This window comes from Curtobacterium sp. PhB136, assembly GCF_004346855.1.
In the GTDB taxonomy this organism is placed as follows: Bacteria; Actinomycetota; Actinomycetes; order Actinomycetales; family Microbacteriaceae; genus Curtobacterium.
Map to the genome: position 1 here is coordinate 254523 of NZ_SMGH01000008.1, position 14911 is coordinate 269433.

Genomic DNA, 14911 nt, shown 5'->3' on the forward strand with positions numbered 1-14911 from the left:
TTGACTCGCCACAGGCCGCCGTACGCCCCTCTATTGAGATAGAGAAATTGCGCTGCCTTCTCAACTTCTGTTTGAAACCGAGCGCCGCGCAATTGCGCATACGTCTGCTCGTCAAAGGACCAAGTACTAAGTTGGTTGAGAACAGATTGCGGTCGATGTTTGATGGATCGCCACGCGGACATGAGAGGTTCGAGCGCGTCGCCTACCACAGCTCGATCCGGACGAATCGCTAGAAGGAGGGATCCTCCCCCTAGAAATGGCTCAAAGTAAGTTCCGAATGACGCGGGGACGAGAGCTCGAATCTGACGAAGCAATAAACGTTTCGATCCTGCCCATCGAACGAAAGGACGCAGCTGTTTGGCCGAATCGCTGACAATACGACCTTCAGCCCAAGCTACGTCGACGTCGGTTTCAGCAGCAGTGCCCACACGGTCATCCTAGCGGATCTCAGCCGACCAGTCGCGAAAATGCCGATACAACCGCGAGCGCCCCGTCGGCGTCCTTCACACCTCTGGGGCGCTCGGTCCTGATCGCTCAGGCCACGGTGTGACAGCGGCTGCGTCGCTACGGCGTTGGTGGAGATGGGGGGAATCGAACCCCCGTCCATCGCTGCAATTCGACGTCTTCTACGGGCGTATCCGGATGATTCGTTCTGCTCGGCCCCGTCCTTTGCTACCGGCTTCTAGGACGACGGGCCCAGTCTCAGTGCAAGTCCCGCACGGCCCTGAGGCGCAACCGTGCAGCAAGCCCCCTGGATGACGCCGGAACTCAGGTTAGGAGACGATCACCTGGCCGACGGACTTCATGTGCTGGGCTGCTTACGCAGCGAGAGCGAAGTCAGTGCGCTTGGAATTGGCACTTGTTGTTTTCCACGGATCGTTCACGAGATAACCGTGGGTCCTCGGCCCGCTTCCCGTCGGCACACAGGCGATGTCGAAACCGATCATCCCCGTACGGGCCTAGCAGCGAGCCGCTGTCACACTGTGGAGTTTTGAAGGCCTGCTTCCGCAGGCAGCTGTTCAGTCTACCGAACGAACTGGGCGTCCGCTAGTCGCCGAGGCGGTTCTTGGTGCGCATGGCCCGCTCGGCCTCGCGCTTGTCAGTCTTCTCGCGGAGGGCCTGGCGCTTGTCGAACTCGCGCTTGCCCTTCGCGACCGCGATCTCCACCTTGGCCCGGCCGTCGTGGAAGTAGATCTGCAGCGGGACGAGCGTGTACCCGCCCTGCTGGGTCTTGTGCGAGATCTTCACGATCTCCTGCTTGTGGAGGAGCAGCTTCCGCTTGCGCCGAGGTGCGTGGTTGTTCCACGTGCCCTCGGTGTACTCGGGGATGTGCACGGCGTCGAGCCAGGCTTCCCCGGCGTCGACGAAGGCGTACCCGTCGACGAGCGATGCCCGGCCTTCGCGGAGGGACTTCACCTCGGTGCCGGAGAGCACCATGCCCGCCTCGTACGTGTCCTCGATGAGGTAGTCGTGGCGCGCACGACGGTTCGTCGCCACGATCTTCTCGCCGCGTTCCTTCGCCATGCGCGTCTCCTCTCGCTGGTCCCCTGCCGGTGTGCAGCCCTACAGCCTACTGAACAACCGCGGCCCGCCGCACCTTCCCGGCGCGGCGCGGCCCCGGGACGGCGCGGCGCGGCGTCAGACCTTGAGGTACCGGCGGATCGCGATCGACGCGGACACCGCAGCGAGGATCACACCGATGACGATCACGGCCGGCACCACGATCGCGGCGTCGCTCATCCCGATGAACGCCGTGCCGGTGAACCGCTTCGTCAGGTAGTTCCGGACGAAGAACCAGACCACCGCGGTGATCGCGCCGCCGGCAAGGACTGCTCCGATTGCCGCGGCGATCACCCCCTCGAGCACGAAGGGTGTCTGGATGAACCGGTTCGACGCGCCCACCAGTCGCATGATCCCGAGTTCGCGCCGTCGACTGAACGCGGACAACCGGATCGTCGTGGCGATGAGCAGCACGGCCGCGATGAGCATCAGCGCCGCGATGCCGATCGCCGTGTAGGAGGACGCGTTCAGCAGGTTGAAGATCGGTTGCAGGTACCCGCGTTGGTCCACGACGCTCTGCACGCCGGCGACCTTCGACAGGCTCTCCTGCAGCACGTCCGCCTGCGACGGGTTCTTCAGGTTCACCCAGTACGTCTCGTTGAGGTACTCGGGCTTGACGAACTCCGTGGCCGGCGAGTCCTTGAACTGCTGCTTGAAGCGGGTGTACGCCTGCTGCTGGTCCTCGTAGTACGTCTTCTCGATGTACGGCGCGAGCGTGGAGCCCTTGAGCTGCTCCTCGACCTGCTCGCGCTGGTCGTCGGTGGCCTTCGCCCCCGTGCAGTTGCCGGTGGTGTCGGTGTCGGTGCAGAGGTAGACCGCGACCTGCGCCCGGTCGTACCAGTACCCCTTCATCTGGTTGATCTGCATCTGGAGCAGGATCGCCGTGCCCACGAACGTGAGCGAGATGAAGGTGACCAGGACGACCGAGACGACCATCGAGGCGTTCCGCCGGAGGCCGGAACCGACCTCGGATATGACGAGCCCGAGCCTCATCGGATGAGCCCCGGGATGGTCTGGATGCCGGTCGTGTTCGAGACGCCGGCCTGCTGGATGGTCGGCAGCGCCTGGGTCTGGTACCCGCCGGACTGCTCGTCGCGGAGGACGACGCCGCCGGAGAGCTCGATCACCCGGCGCTGCATCTGGTTGACGATGCTGGCGTCGTGCGTCGCCATGAGCACGGTGGTGCCTCCCTGGTTGATGCGTTCGAGGAGCGCCATGATGCCCGCCGACGTGGTCGGGTCGAGGTTGCCGGTGGGCTCGTCGGCGAGGAGCACCGACGGCTTGTTGACGACGGCGCGGGCGATCGCCACGCGCTGCTGCTCACCACCGGAGAGTTCGTGCGGCATGCGGGTGGCCTTGCCGTTCAGGCCGACGAGCTTCAGCACGTCGGTGACGGCTTCGCTGATGAAGCCCTTGCTCTTGCCGATCACCTGCAGCGAGAACGCGACGTTGTCGAAGACGTTCTTGTTCGGCAGCAGCCGGAAGTCCTGGAAGACCACGCCGAGGTTCCGTCGGAAGTACGGCACCTTCCGCGAGGACAGGGCACCGAGGCGCTGACCGAGCACGTGGATCTGGCCGCGCGTCGGCTTCTCCTCCTTGAGCACGAGGCGCAGGAAGCTCGACTTCCCGGAGCCGGACGCGCCGACGAGGAAGACGAACTCGCCCTTGAGGATCTCGAGGGTGATGTTGTCGAGCGCGGGACTCGGGTTGCCCGAGTACAGCTTGGTGACCTGGTCGAATTTGATCATGACCGGATCAGGGTAGGTCGCCCCGCTTGGAAAGCAAGCGAGGCGCGCGGCTCACGTCCGTCAGCGGCCGCGCTCAGGACTCCACCGACTGCTTCCGCCAGCGGATGCCGGCGTTGATGAAGCCGTCGAGGTCGCCGTCGAACACCGCTGAGGGGTTGTTCACCTCGTGCTCGCTCCGGAGGTCCTTGACCATCTGGTACGGCGCGAGGACGTACGAGCGGATCTGGTCGCCCCAGCTCGCCGTGATGTTGCCGGCGAGCTCCTTCTTCTTCGCGTTCTCCTCTTCCTTCTTCAGGAGCAGGAGGCGCGACTGCAGCACGCGCATGGCGGCCGCACGGTTCTGGATCTGCGACTTCTCGTTCTGCATCGAGACGACGGTGCCCGTCGGCAGGTGGGTCAGGCGGACCGCGGAGTCCGTCGTGTTGACGGACTGTCCGCCGGGGCCCGACGAGCGGAACACGTCGACGCGGATGTCGTTCTCCGGGATGTCGATGACGGCGGTCTCCGGCATGAGCGGGATGACCTCGACCGCGGCGAAGGACGTCTGGCGCTTGCCGGCGGCACCGAACGGCGACATCCGGACGAGGCGGTGCGTGCCGGCCTCCACCGAGAGCGTGCCGAAGGCGTGCGGCGCGTCGACCTCGAACGTGGCGGACTTGATGCCGGCTTCTTCCGCGTACGAGGTGTCCATCACGGTGGTCTTGTAGCCGTGCTGCTCCGCGTACCGCAGGTACATGCGCATCAGCATCTCGGCGAAGTCCGCGGCGTCGACACCACCGGCACCGGCGCGGATCGTGATGACGGCGGGGCGGTCGTCGTACTCGCCGTCGAGGAGCGTCTGCACCTCGAGGTCACCCATGGTCTTGGTGATGGCCTTGAGCTCGGCGGCCGCTTCGTCGGCGGAGTCCTGGTCGTCGCCCTCGTTCGCCATCTCGATCAGCACTTCGAGGTCGTCGATGCGCTGCTCGGTGTCGGTGATCTTCTTCAGCTCCGACTGCCGGTGCGAGAGCGCGCTCGTCACCTGCTGCGCGTGCTCGACGTCGTCCCAGAGGTCCTGGGCCCCGGCCTGCTCGCTGAGGTCGGCGATCTCGCGCTGCAGGCGGTCGACGTCGACCACCGAGCGGATGTTGCCGAAGGTCTCTCGGAGGGCGGAGATCTGCTCGGTGAAGTCCAGTTCGACCATGGTCACCGAGTCTACCGGCGCGCGCAGGACACGGACGACGGCCTGGAGGCCCGGTGCGGGCCCGCACCGCCGGTCGCGGTGGTCCTCCCCCACACTCCGGCACGACCTACGCTTGACGGATGCTCTCCCGACGCGACGCCGCCGTTCGACTCGACATCCCCATCGAGATGGCGACGCACCACGGGATCCCCTCGCGACTCAGTGAAGCCGAACTCGACGCCATCGAGCAGGACCCGCCGGCCTGGCTCGTGCAGTCCCGGGCCAACCGCACGGGCGCCAAGAAGGTCTGGGTGCACCTCGTGTGCGCGGTCTGCGGGTACGACGAGACGGCGCGGCCGAAGAAGTGGTGGCCGGACTGGGACCACCTGGTCTGCGACTACCACGCGCCGTACCAGGCGCCCGAACCCACCGCCGGGTACGTCCGGCGTGAGGTCGAGGGCATCGGCAGCCGGTTCGTCGCCCTGGTCGACGAGAAGCCCTAGTCGACGAGCAGCCCTAGCCCTCGCGCGGTGGTGCTTGCAGGTGTCGGAGCTTGACCGGGTTCCGGACGACGTAGATCGCCTGGAGCAGCCCGTCGGCGACGTCGAACTGGAACGTCGTCGTGATCGCGGCGTGCTCGGCGAAGAGGACGGCGTCGAGTCCGTTGAGCTCCGTGGGGACCGCCACGGAGGTCGAACCGTGCTTCTCGGCGAGCCCGAGGACGAACCGCGCCGTCTTCTCCGCGCCGACGACGGGGCGGAGCGCGGACGTGGCGTTGCCGCCACCGTCGGACACCAGCACGACGTCCGGGGCGAGGGTGCCGAGCAGCGTCTCGACGTCGCCGGTGCTCGCGGCTCGGAGGAACTGATCGACCACCCGTCGGTGCTCGGCGGCGCTGACCTCGTTCCGTGGAGGGCGGTTCTGCACCCGACCCCGTGCACGGTGCACGAGCTGCCGGGTGGCTGGTTCGCTCCGACGCAACACCGCGGCGATCATCGGGTACGGGAAGTCGAACACCTCCTTCAGCAGGAAGCCGATCCGTTCGTCGTCGCTCAGGCGCTGCAGCATGACGAGGAGCGCGGTCGACACCGCGTCGGCCTGGAGCGCCATCCGTTCCGGGTCGTCGGGAGCGCCGTCCCGGGACGCACCGGTGATGAGGGGCTCCGGGAGCCACGGGCCGATGTAGTCCTCCCGGCGACGCGCACTCGTCCGCAGGGAGTTCCGGGCCTGGTTCGCGGCGATCGTGGCGAGGTACGCACGGCCGTCCGTCACGTCGGCGTCGGCCGACTGCCAGCGCAGGTACGTCTCCTGCGTCACGTCCTCGGCGTCGGCCACCGACCCGGTGATGTCGTACGCGATGGTGAAGACGAGTCCGCGATGCTGCTGGAACACATCCGCCCGAGTCAGTTCCACGCGGCTTCCTCCATCGCCATCGGCGCCGTCGAGACCGGGCCGCTGGGCCAAGAATAGGAGCCGCTCCGCCGGGCCTCCCCGCGCAGCCACCGGAGTGTCTGACGGCAGATCATCTCCTTCACGACGCCGGCGGCACGACCCGAGAGCGCCACCCGGCGCGGTCGGTCGTCGGACGTGACGCCCTGGACGAGCGCGTCGCGCCGCCCGAGGCTGAGACACTGCGCGACGAAGCCCGACGAGAGCGGGCGCAGCGCCTCGCCAGCGATCCGTCGCAGGACGTTGTCGGCTGCGTGCGCGCCCATCGGCAGGGCCGAAGCACAGCTCATGCGCTGGTAGCCGTACCGCGGGTCGTCGATGACCGCCGCGTCGCCCGCTCCGAAGACGCGCCCGTCACCGCCGACGACCGCAAGCGTCGGGCCGACCCGGAGGCGTCCGTCCGGAGCGGTGGGGAGGCCGCTGTCCCCGGCGAGCGCCGGCGCGGCGAACCCCGCGCACCACACCACGAGCTCGGCGTCGAGCTCCGCACGCAGGTCGCTCCCGGCAGGGACGGTCAGTCCCTCGCGCAGCTCGATCCCGAGGCGGACGAGGCGACGTCGGAGCCGGGCTCGGCTCGCGGCAGAGACACTCGGCGCGATCGCGCCCGCGGTGTGGAGCCGCACCGTCAGGGACGGATGCCGTTCCGCGATCTCGCTGACAGCCTCCAGACCGGTCAGGCCACCGCCGACCACCGCGACGGCCGCGCCCGACGGGAGATCCGCCAGAGCGGCGCGGAGCCGCGCTGCGGACTGCAGGTCCGCGAGCGAGTGGACACCGTCACCAGCAGGGATGCGCCCGCTGCTCCCCGCCGCGAGGACGAGGTGGTCGTACGGGAGCAGGCTGCCGTCCGAGAGGGTGAGGAGCCGCTCCCCCGCATCGATCAGGTCGACGCGGGAGACACGCAGCCGCACGGCTGGGTGGAGCACCGACGCGAACGTGACCGTGGCCGTCGCCGACGACCCGGCCGCGAACTCGTGCAGACGGATCCGCTCGACGAATGCCTCCTCCGCCGTCACGAGGGTCGTCACGACCGCGCCGCTGCCACCGCTCCCCGCCACCCGGTTCGCGGCCATGACACCCGCGTACCCTCCACCGATCACCACGACGTGTTCCGACATGTTCGTTCCCCTTCCGAAAACGGTTCCGGGCATGGGACACCGGTCGACGTCGGTCTGTGACCGAGACGGAGAAGGGCGCGAACCGTCCGCGGAGTCCAGGACTGGTTCGCACACGACGGTTGGCGGATGTCCGGCGCATCGTCGGTCTACGGAGCCCTGGCGGTCGCGGCGTTGGCCGGCATCGTCGTCGGGCTCGGCGGTGCCACCGTGCTCACCGGGTTCCGCCGAGCAGTGCGACGGAGCGTGCGCCCCGATCACGACGTGAACCCACCGCCCCGGGGTGTGCGCTGAGACCGACTCTCGCCTGGGCGCACGGTCGTCGTCGTATCAGCTCGTCGGGGATGCCAGGTTGATCGCGTTCACGAGGAAGGACAAGCGCAACGCGACCGCTGTCCGGACTGTCGCGGGCAGGTCGTCGAAAGTCGTTGCGAGGTCGTCCAGCACGGCGGCTTCGACGCCGATGACGGACGCCAGCGCATCGACGGGGAACCCGAAGGTCTGCGTCAGAACTGCCAACATGCCCTCGACGCGTTCTGCGTCGGGGATCTCCTTGACGGCCGAGAGGTGCGCGACGAGAACGGACACGCGCGCCCCTTCGTCGGGGCTGAGGCCGCCGTCGGCAGGGTCAGCGAACCCGTTGGGGGATGTCTCGACGTACGACCGCAACTTCTCTGGCGTCGTGCCGGTGATCGCTCCGATCGTGTCGTAAGGCACCCCATCGACCTCGACGATGTGCCGGAGCTCGTGCGCAACATCCTGCTTCTCGGTCATGCACTCTCCCTTTCATGAGCGCGCGCAGCGCGCGATGATCGCGTTCAGACCCTGTCTTCGCCAGCTAGCATCGCGCACATGAGCGAGACGACGCGGCGCAGCCTCCTCGAACGACTCGTCGGCAAGCCACTCCCGTGGCTCGCGTGGGTGTGGGTCGCCCTTGCCGTGGTCTGGATCGTCCTTGCCGTCGTCGATCCGTCCGGATTCCACAGGTCCATGGCGATCGTCTGGTCGATCCTCGCCGCCGTCCAGATCGGCTCGATCTCCTACGCCCGTCGACAGGAACTGCAGCGCACCCAGAACGACGACGGGGAGTCCGCGACCCGCTGAGCGACAAGTCGGCAGTCGCGGAAGCGCCTACTTCCCAAGCACCTTCGGGATGAACGTGGACGCGCTCGGCAACCGGCTCCTCACGATCCTGTCCTGAGCCGTATCCTGACTGCCTGCTCGCCCCCACTGGGGAGGATCCCGAGCTCGGGCGCACGACGTCGCAGTCGGCGTTGCCCATGGAAGGAACTGCAATGAGCATGGAAGGCGCAGCCTGGAGCTCGCTCTACAAGATCTCGACCGCCAAGGACGGCAAGCACGGCTTCTCCCGTGAGTCGGTGCGGCGGATCATGACGTTCGCCGTGCCCTACCGGGCGAAGCTCGTGCTCTTCATCGCGCTCTCGGTCGTCGGGGCGTTCCTCGCGGTCGCGACGCCGGTGCTCGCCGGTCAGGTGGTCGACGTCATCGCGGCCCGCGGCGCGGTCGGCACGATCGTCTGGCTCGCCGTCGTCATCGCCCTCGTCGCCGTGGCGGATGCTGCCACGTCGCTGCTGACCCGCTGGTACTCGGCACGGATCGGCGAGGGCGTCATCCTGGACCTCCGCACCGCCGTGTTCAACCACGTGCAGAAGATGCCGATCGCGTTCTTCACCCGCACTCGCACGGGCGCCCTCGTGAGCCGCCTCAACAACGACGTGATCGGCGCGCAGCAGGCCTTCAGCGGCACCCTGTCCGGAGTGGTCACGAACGTCGTGGCGCTGATCCTCACCCTGGTCGTCATGCTCAGCACGTCGTGGCTCGTGACGGTCCTCGCGGTGGTGATGCTCCCGATCTTCCTGATCCCGGCTCGCCGCATGGGCACCCGTCTCGCAGCGCTGCGACGCGAAGCCGCCGACCACAACGCCGCGATGAGCACGCAGATGACCGAGCGCTTCTCGGCGCCCGGCGCGACGCTCGTCAAGCTGTTCGGCCGTCCCGACGAAGAGGCCGAGGAGTTCCGGGTCCGCGCCGCCCGTGTTCGCGACATCGGGGTGCGGAGCGCCCTGCTGCAGTTCGTCTTCGTCACTGCCCTCACCCTGGTGTCCGCCCTCGCCCTCGCGCTCGTGTACGGGGTCGGCGGGGCGCTCGCACTCGGCGGGCAGCTGAACACGGGTGACGTGGTCACCCTCGCGCTCCTCCTCACCCGCCTCTACGCGCCGCTGACCAGCCTCGCCAACGCTCGCGTGGAGATCATGAGCGCCGTGGTCAGCTTCGAGCGCGTCTTCGAGGTGCTGGACCTCGAGCCGCTCATCCAGGAGAAGCCCGACGCCGACGCCGTCCCCGACGGACCGGTGTCCGTCGAGTTCGACGACGTCCGCTTCGCCTACCCCGCCGCGGACAAGGTGTCCCTCGCCTCCTTGGAGGAGGTCTCCACCCTCGACACCCGCGGCGGTGACGAGGTGCTGCACGGCGTGTCCTTCCGCATCGAGCCGGGGCAGACCGTCGCCCTGGTCGGCACGTCCGGTGCCGGCAAGTCCACCATCGCGCAGCTCCTCTCGCGCCTGTACGACGTCGACAGCGGTGCCGTCCGCCTGGCCGGGGCTGATGTCCGCGACGTGACCTTCGCCTCCATGCGGCACACCATGGGCATGGTGACGCAGGACGGCCACCTGTTCCACGAGACCATCCGGTCGAACCTGCGCCTCGCAAGGCCCGAGGCGACCGACGACGAGGTGTGGGACGCCGTCCGCCGCGCGAGGCTCGAATCCCTCATCCGGTCCTTGCCGGACCAGTTGGACACGATGGTCGGTGAGCGTGGCTACCGGTTGTCCGGCGGTGAGCGTCAGCGGATGACCATCGCGCGGCTCCTCCTCGCCCAGCCGCGGGTCGTCATCCTCGACGAAGCGACGGCGGCGCTCGACTCGACGTCGGAGGCCGCGGTGCAGGCGGCGCTCAGCGAGGCGCTCGAGGGACGGACGGCGATGGTGATCGCGCACCGTCTCTCCACCATCCGCAGTGCGGACCAGATCCTCGTCGTCGAGGACGGCTCGATCGTGGAGCGCGGGACGCACGAGGAACTGCTGGCCATGGGTGGGCGGTACGAAGAACTGCACCGCACCCAGTTCGCGGTGCAGAAGAACGTCGCGGAGGACGAGGACGCGCTCGCGCCATGAGCCGAGTCAGTGGCGTCGTGGTGGACTGCGAGGACCCCATAGCGGTTGCACCGTTCTGCGCAGCCGTACTCGACGGGTACAACTTCGAGCTCTGTTGATGATGTCCGCGCTCAACGCGGCGGCAGTCCAGTTGTGCGGGGTCAAGGGAGTAGCGTCCGCCGTATGGCGGACCGATGGATGGATGGAGTGCCCGACGCTCCGGGCGGCCTCGTCGGCGCGTGGATCAACGTCATCGTGTGTGCCGCACTCGTCATCGGCTTGCCCATCATCGTTTTCACGCAGGCTCAGGCCCCGGCGAACGTGCTCTTCGCCATCGCAGCGCTCGCCTTGGTCGGGTTCCTCGAAGCAACCTTCATCCACAAGCTCCGCCAACAGCTCGCTCGCAGGCGGCGTCGCCAGGCCGGAAGAGATGTCGACGGCGCCCAGAGCAATGCGCACTAGCCGTCTCGTGAGGCCTGATTCACGCGACAAGGAGTGACCATGTGGATACCAGGTCTCATTCTCGGCCCAGCAGCGATCGCAGCCGGGATCCTGTTGTTCATCCGACCGGGTGTCTTTTCTGACTTGCTGCACACGGTCAGTCGTGGCGGTGACGAGGAGGGTCGTCACCAACCGGACCTCCTCAAGGGCCCTGCGATCGGACTGGTGTGGATCGGTATCGCTGTGCTGCTTGTCTCGGTGTTCCTGCGACCGAGCTGAGACCTTCGCAGCAAGCCCCGGACGGGCATGGCGACGGTGCGGTGGCGGAAGATCGTCAGGCGATGTAGCGCTTGAGCACGCACTTCACCGCTCTCCTGGTCTTGCCTTCTGCGAGGCGCCGTTGCTTGCAGGCGAGTGCGACGGTTTCGCGCGCGGAAGGGTCTTGACGGTTTGTTTGGTTACTTTGATTCGGTGAACGACGTGACCGCACCGCGTTCTGCCCATCCCCGTACCGGCCGGGGCGCCACAAGGTGGACGCGACCGTACTGACGAAGACGATGAGAGCGAACGCTGCCGCGAGATGTAAGAGGTCCAGCGGCGGCATTCCCTCGGTGACCTCGCGCGACGCACGACCTTGGTAATCGACGAACGCGATGGAATCGCACACCGCTCGTGCGAGGTGGAACAGATCACGGTGATCACCGATCTCCGCGTCATGGAAGACGACGATCAGGTCCCCCCGAGTCCCGCCTCCGTTCCGGAGGTCCCTCTGCCTCCCACAAGCGGAGCGCGCCGGCGTTCTGGATTCGGTTTGTCGCGGCAGTTGTGTTCCTCCGACGCGGTGGACCATCTCGCGTCAGGGATCAGCGCGAGGAGACGGGCGAGGGTTCCGATACCCCCACCCTTTCCCTCACCGCGGCACTTGCCCGCTGCCTCCGCTGCGATCTGCTGATCGTCGTCGTGAAGAGAAGCCGTCTGCCTGGATGTCACGCAACCCGGCGGAGGCGCTGGCTCGCCTGTTCGCAGGCACCATCAACGACCTCGAACTGACGGTCGATCTGAGGCTGCACCCGCGCGGAGCGCCAGGCACGGGCGCCGAGGTACACCAGTGGCGCGACAGCCCACAGCACGATGCCGATCGCGCCCGAGATGACTGCGGGCATCCCGGCAGCGTTCTCGACGATGGCGGGCACGTTCACGTCGCTCTGCGTCGCGAAGACGGACAGCCCGAGGAATGCCGCTCCCACGATGCCGATCAAGTACGCGAGTGCTGATGCGACCATCGTTCGGGACCGTTCCAGACCGGTGATGGTCTCGAGCGCTCCCTGCGCCTTGCGCTGCAGATCGATGACCTCGTCACGGTTGCGGATGTCGCGGTTGCGCTTGAACTCGATCTCGGTAGTGGCACTACCCGGGCGGGGGCGCTCAGCGGTGCCGCCTTCCCATCCGAAGTTGCGGTACGTGTCGCGGTAGAGGGTCTCCTTGTTCTTCGGAACGCTGACACGGGTGTACTCGTACGGGACGTAGGTGCCGGCGAGGGGAGTTTCGGTGCTCATGGGATGTCCTTCTGCTCGTTGGTCGGCCGACTTGGCCTACATCGATGTTCGCCGTCGTCCTGCGCCCGCTCATCGTCTCTCCGCGGTAACCGCACCTACTGCGATCGCAGTACGTGCGGGCACGGCTCAGGAGAAGAATGGGAGGGTGACTCCACTCGAACGCTCCAACGTGCCCCCGCGTTCGTGGATGCGCGGCGGGCGCACGCTCTACCTCGTCACCGGTGGAGCGATTTCGGCGGCGATCATCGCCGAAGCGATCCGCGTCGGCTCGGAACGTCCCGTACCGCTCGGCGGCGCACTCGCCGTGGTGCTCCTCGCAGTCGGCTCCGTGATGAGCCTGCGCTTTCCGCACATCGGTCTGCTCATCGCATCGTGCGCGGCTCTCACCGCGGGCGTGTTCGGTTGGGAACCGCTGGTGGAGTGGAGTTGCGCCGTGTTCCTTCTCTTCGCGGTGACTCTGCGAAGAGGGCGACCGATTCTGATGGCGGTGTCGACAGCGATCCCGGTGCTCATCGGAACTCTCTCGAGCCGAGAACTGGGAGACCCGATTGCGACCACCATCGGCGTGGTCATCTCGATCGGTGCTGGTGCCGGCATCGCGTTCGGCCTCCGATCGCAAACGCAGTACCGATTTGCGTTGGAGCAGCGCGCCGAGGACGCTGTCGCGACTCGCGAAGTCGAAGCGCAGCGACGCGTCGCGGAAGAGCGGCTCAGAATCGCGCGGGACCTCCACGATGTCGTCGGACATGAAGTCGCCGTGGTCAGCATGAACATCGGCGTCGCCGAAGTCGTGCTTCCTGAGGACGCAACCCAAGCACGAGAGGCGCTGCGCAACGCTCGGACAGGCATCCGCAACGTCCTGAACGAGACACAGCGCATCTTGGAGCTGCTGAGGACCGCGGAAGACCACCCGGGTTCAGCCCCGACTCCCGGATTGACGCTCATCCCGGATCTCATCGAGTCGTACCGACAAATCGGTCTCCGAGTCGACGCTGACCTCCGTGTCGACGTCGACGCCGAGGTGAGCGGTTCCGTCGGAGTGACCCTCTACCGAGTCCTGCAAGAGACCCTCACGAACGCGCACAGGTACGGCCGAGGATCGGCGACGGTGTCGTGCTGGTCCAGCCCGGGACGCGTGCACCTCGAGGTCCGGAACGCGCCACACGACGATCGACGGCAAAGCGGCAGCGGACTGGGACTGATCGGTTTGCGCGAACGAATCTCCCAGGCTGGCGGCACCGTGACGATCGACGGGAACAGCGTCGTGTTCGTGGTCTCAGTCGAACTTCCCACAACGGATGGACTCCCCACATGATCAAGATCGCACTCGTTGACGACCAGGACATGATCCGGTTCGGGCTCCGCGCGATCCTCTCCACCTATGAGAGCTTCGACGTGGCAGTGGAAGCAGGGGACGGCCTCGCGGCCATCCAAGCCATGGAAGCCAGCCCCGTCGACGTCGTGTTGATGGACATCCGCATGCCGGGGATCGACGGTGTCGAGACGACCCGGCGGCTTCGTCAACGGTGGAATGGCGATGAGCTGAAGATCGTCGTGCTCACCACCTTCGAGCACGACGAGACGGTACTGGCCGCGCTTCGCGCCGGAGCGAACGGATACCTCAGCAAGTCCGCCGGACCTCGCGAACTCGTGGCGGCGATCGAGGAAGTCCTCGGTGGTGGTGGCGCGCTGTCCGCCGCGGCCGCAGCAGCACTGATCGGGCGCGTCGCAAATGAACCCGATCACCCCATCGACGAGCAACTCGTCGAGCGGTTCGCCGCTCTCACGCCACGAGAACTCGACGTGACGCGCGCGATCGCAGCTGGATCCGATGTCAACACCATCGCGCACACGCTCTTCTTGTCGCCGTACACCGTCAAGACACACGCCAACCGAGCGATGGCCAAAGTCGGCGCGCGCGACCGCGCACAGCTCGTGGCGTTCGCGTTCAGCGCGGGGGTTCGTCCTGTTCGCTGAGGCGCGCTCAGGGCGCCAGTGTCGGTGACGGAATTGAGACGCCCGATGGCGGCCAGAGACATCGAAAGAGACTCACCGCCCGGTGAAGGATCGACTACCGGACGCGCTCACGTGGTTTGACAGGCACCCCGACTTGGGCTGTCGTCTGATCACTTGATCGTGTCAACGAGGTGACGCGCGGCGTTCTGGGGCCGGGGCGCTACGAGCCGGACGCGACCGTACTGACGACAACCATCAGCGCGGACGTTGCCGCGAGATGAAAGTCGTCCTGCCGGCGCCCACGCAATACGCTCCCCGTGTGGAATCGATCCCGGACGACGGCGCGAAGCACGTGGTCGGCGCACGGTGGTGGGTTCCCTGGCTTGTGGGCTTCCTGGTGAGCGGGATGGCACTGGTTGCCCTCGGCACGGCGTTCCCGGTCGCGACCCTGGTCATCGCCGGATACGGGTCCACCTTCGGCGCTGCGTGGAAGAGTCGCGGACGGGCAGGCGCCCGGGCGACACGTGGCCACTGGGTCGCAGCGGGGCTCTCCGTCCTCCTGTTCGCCGGACTCGGATTGCTTCTCGGTGCCGCCGGATTCTCGATCGATGACGCCCAACGGGACAATGCGGTCCCCGGTGCCGTCGTCGGTGGAGTCCTGCTCGCGGTCGGTGGTGGAGTGCTTCTCGCCATGGCCATCGCTGCCCGCCGACGCCGAACTCGAGCAGCCCGTTCTCCCGACTGACCGCGT

General features: G+C 67.1%; 17 protein-coding genes and 1 other RNA gene. 8 read left to right on the forward strand and 10 right to left on the reverse strand.

What is annotated here, in order from left to right:
• Window positions 1–573: 573 nt before the first annotated feature.
• From ssrA to prfB, 5 genes are all read right to left on the reverse strand, one after another.
• Window positions 574–951, reverse strand: a transfer-messenger RNA (tmRNA) gene (gene ssrA, locus EDF27_RS15085).
• Between the two features lie 96 nt (window positions 952–1047).
• A complete protein-coding gene (smpB, locus tag EDF27_RS15090) occupies window positions 1048–1524 on the reverse strand; it encodes an SsrA-binding protein SmpB (RefSeq protein ID WP_123653684.1) in 477 nt (158 codons plus the stop codon).
• A gap of 114 nt (window positions 1525–1638) precedes the next feature.
• The gene (ftsX, locus tag EDF27_RS15095; RefSeq protein WP_132049689.1) at window positions 1639–2553 is read right to left on the reverse strand and encodes a permease-like cell division protein FtsX; all 915 of its coding nucleotides are present in this window, start codon (window positions 2551–2553) and stop codon (window positions 1639–1641) included.
• The gene (ftsE, locus tag EDF27_RS15100; RefSeq protein WP_123653686.1) at window positions 2550–3308 is read right to left on the reverse strand and encodes a cell division ATP-binding protein FtsE; all 759 of its coding nucleotides are present in this window, start codon (window positions 3306–3308) and stop codon (window positions 2550–2552) included. Before ftsE ends, ftsX begins: the two co-directional genes overlap by 4 nt.
• Window positions 3309–3381: 73 nt before the next feature.
• Window positions 3382–4491 (reverse strand): peptide chain release factor 2, encoded by a 1110-nt coding sequence (gene prfB / locus EDF27_RS15105; RefSeq protein ID WP_123653687.1) that lies wholly within the window; start codon window positions 4489–4491, stop codon window positions 3382–3384.
• Between the two features lie 119 nt (window positions 4492–4610).
• On the opposite strand from prfB, the gene EDF27_RS15110 reads away from it, so the two are divergent.
• Complete coding sequence (locus EDF27_RS15110; RefSeq protein ID WP_123653688.1) at window positions 4611–4973, forward strand: hypothetical protein; 363 nt, start codon at window positions 4611–4613, stop codon at window positions 4971–4973.
• Between the two features lie 13 nt (window positions 4974–4986).
• On the opposite strand, the gene sigJ is transcribed toward EDF27_RS15110, so the two are convergent.
• Both sigJ and EDF27_RS15120 read right to left on the reverse strand, forming a co-directional pair.
• Entirely contained in the window at window positions 4987–5883 is an 897-nt protein-coding gene (sigJ, locus tag EDF27_RS15115; protein WP_207909644.1) for an RNA polymerase sigma factor SigJ, read from the reverse strand.
• A complete protein-coding gene (locus EDF27_RS15120; RefSeq protein ID WP_165931516.1) occupies window positions 5874–7037 on the reverse strand; it encodes an FAD-dependent oxidoreductase in 1164 nt (387 codons plus the stop codon). Before EDF27_RS15120 ends, sigJ begins: the two co-directional genes overlap by 10 nt.
• 126 nt (window positions 7038–7163) lie before the next feature.
• On the opposite strand from EDF27_RS15120, the gene EDF27_RS19775 reads away from it, so the two are divergent.
• Window positions 7164–7328: a hypothetical protein gene (locus tag EDF27_RS19775; RefSeq protein ID WP_165931517.1), complete on the forward strand. Its 165-nt coding sequence runs from the start codon at window positions 7164–7166 to the stop codon at window positions 7326–7328.
• A gap of 36 nt (window positions 7329–7364) precedes the next feature.
• On the opposite strand, the gene EDF27_RS19780 is transcribed toward EDF27_RS19775, so the two are convergent.
• A complete protein-coding gene (locus EDF27_RS19780; RefSeq protein ID WP_165931518.1) occupies window positions 7365–7808 on the reverse strand; it encodes an HTH domain-containing protein in 444 nt (147 codons plus the stop codon).
• A gap of 78 nt (window positions 7809–7886) precedes the next feature.
• Here EDF27_RS19780 and EDF27_RS15130 point away from each other — a divergent pair, with 78 nt between their 5' ends.
• The 3 genes from EDF27_RS15130 to EDF27_RS15140 all read left to right on the forward strand — a co-directional run bounded on the left by EDF27_RS15130 (window position 7887) and on the right by EDF27_RS15140 (window position 10669).
• Window positions 7887–8138: a hypothetical protein gene (locus EDF27_RS15130; protein ID WP_123653692.1), complete on the forward strand. Its 252-nt coding sequence runs from the start codon at window positions 7887–7889 to the stop codon at window positions 8136–8138.
• Between the two features lie 191 nt (window positions 8139–8329).
• Window positions 8330–10228, forward strand: a complete 1899-nt coding sequence (locus tag EDF27_RS15135) for an ABC transporter ATP-binding protein (protein WP_132049693.1) — start codon at window positions 8330–8332, stop codon at window positions 10226–10228.
• A 162-nt stretch (window positions 10229–10390) separates the two neighbouring features.
• The gene (locus tag EDF27_RS15140) at window positions 10391–10669 is read left to right on the forward strand and encodes a hypothetical protein (protein ID WP_132049695.1); all 279 of its coding nucleotides are present in this window, start codon (window positions 10391–10393) and stop codon (window positions 10667–10669) included.
• A 313-nt stretch (window positions 10670–10982) separates the two neighbouring features.
• Here EDF27_RS15140 and EDF27_RS15145 read toward each other — a convergent pair whose 3' ends face one another.
• Together EDF27_RS15145 and EDF27_RS15150 are read right to left on the reverse strand one after the other, a co-directional pair.
• Window positions 10983–11315 (reverse strand): hypothetical protein, encoded by a 333-nt coding sequence (locus EDF27_RS15145; protein WP_132049697.1) that lies wholly within the window; start codon window positions 11313–11315, stop codon window positions 10983–10985.
• Window positions 11316–11634: 319 nt separating this feature from the next.
• Window positions 11635–12204 carry a hypothetical protein gene (locus EDF27_RS15150; RefSeq protein WP_132049699.1) on the reverse strand — a complete coding sequence of 190 codons (570 nt, stop codon included), beginning with the start codon at window positions 12202–12204 and terminating at the stop codon, window positions 11635–11637.
• Between the two features lie 145 nt (window positions 12205–12349).
• On the opposite strand from EDF27_RS15150, the gene EDF27_RS15155 reads away from it, so the two are divergent.
• The 3 genes from EDF27_RS15155 to EDF27_RS15165 all read left to right on the forward strand — a co-directional run bounded on the left by EDF27_RS15155 (window position 12350) and on the right by EDF27_RS15165 (window position 14905).
• The gene (locus tag EDF27_RS15155) at window positions 12350–13519 is read left to right on the forward strand and encodes a histidine kinase (protein WP_165931519.1); all 1170 of its coding nucleotides are present in this window, start codon (window positions 12350–12352) and stop codon (window positions 13517–13519) included.
• Entirely contained in the window at window positions 13516–14181 is a 666-nt protein-coding gene (locus tag EDF27_RS15160) for a response regulator transcription factor (protein ID WP_132049703.1), read from the forward strand. The genes EDF27_RS15155 and EDF27_RS15160 overlap by 4 nt, the downstream gene beginning before the upstream one ends.
• 298 nt (window positions 14182–14479) lie before the next feature.
• A complete protein-coding gene (locus EDF27_RS15165; protein WP_132049705.1) occupies window positions 14480–14905 on the forward strand; it encodes a hypothetical protein in 426 nt (141 codons plus the stop codon).
• Window positions 14906–14911 lie beyond the last annotated feature (6 nt).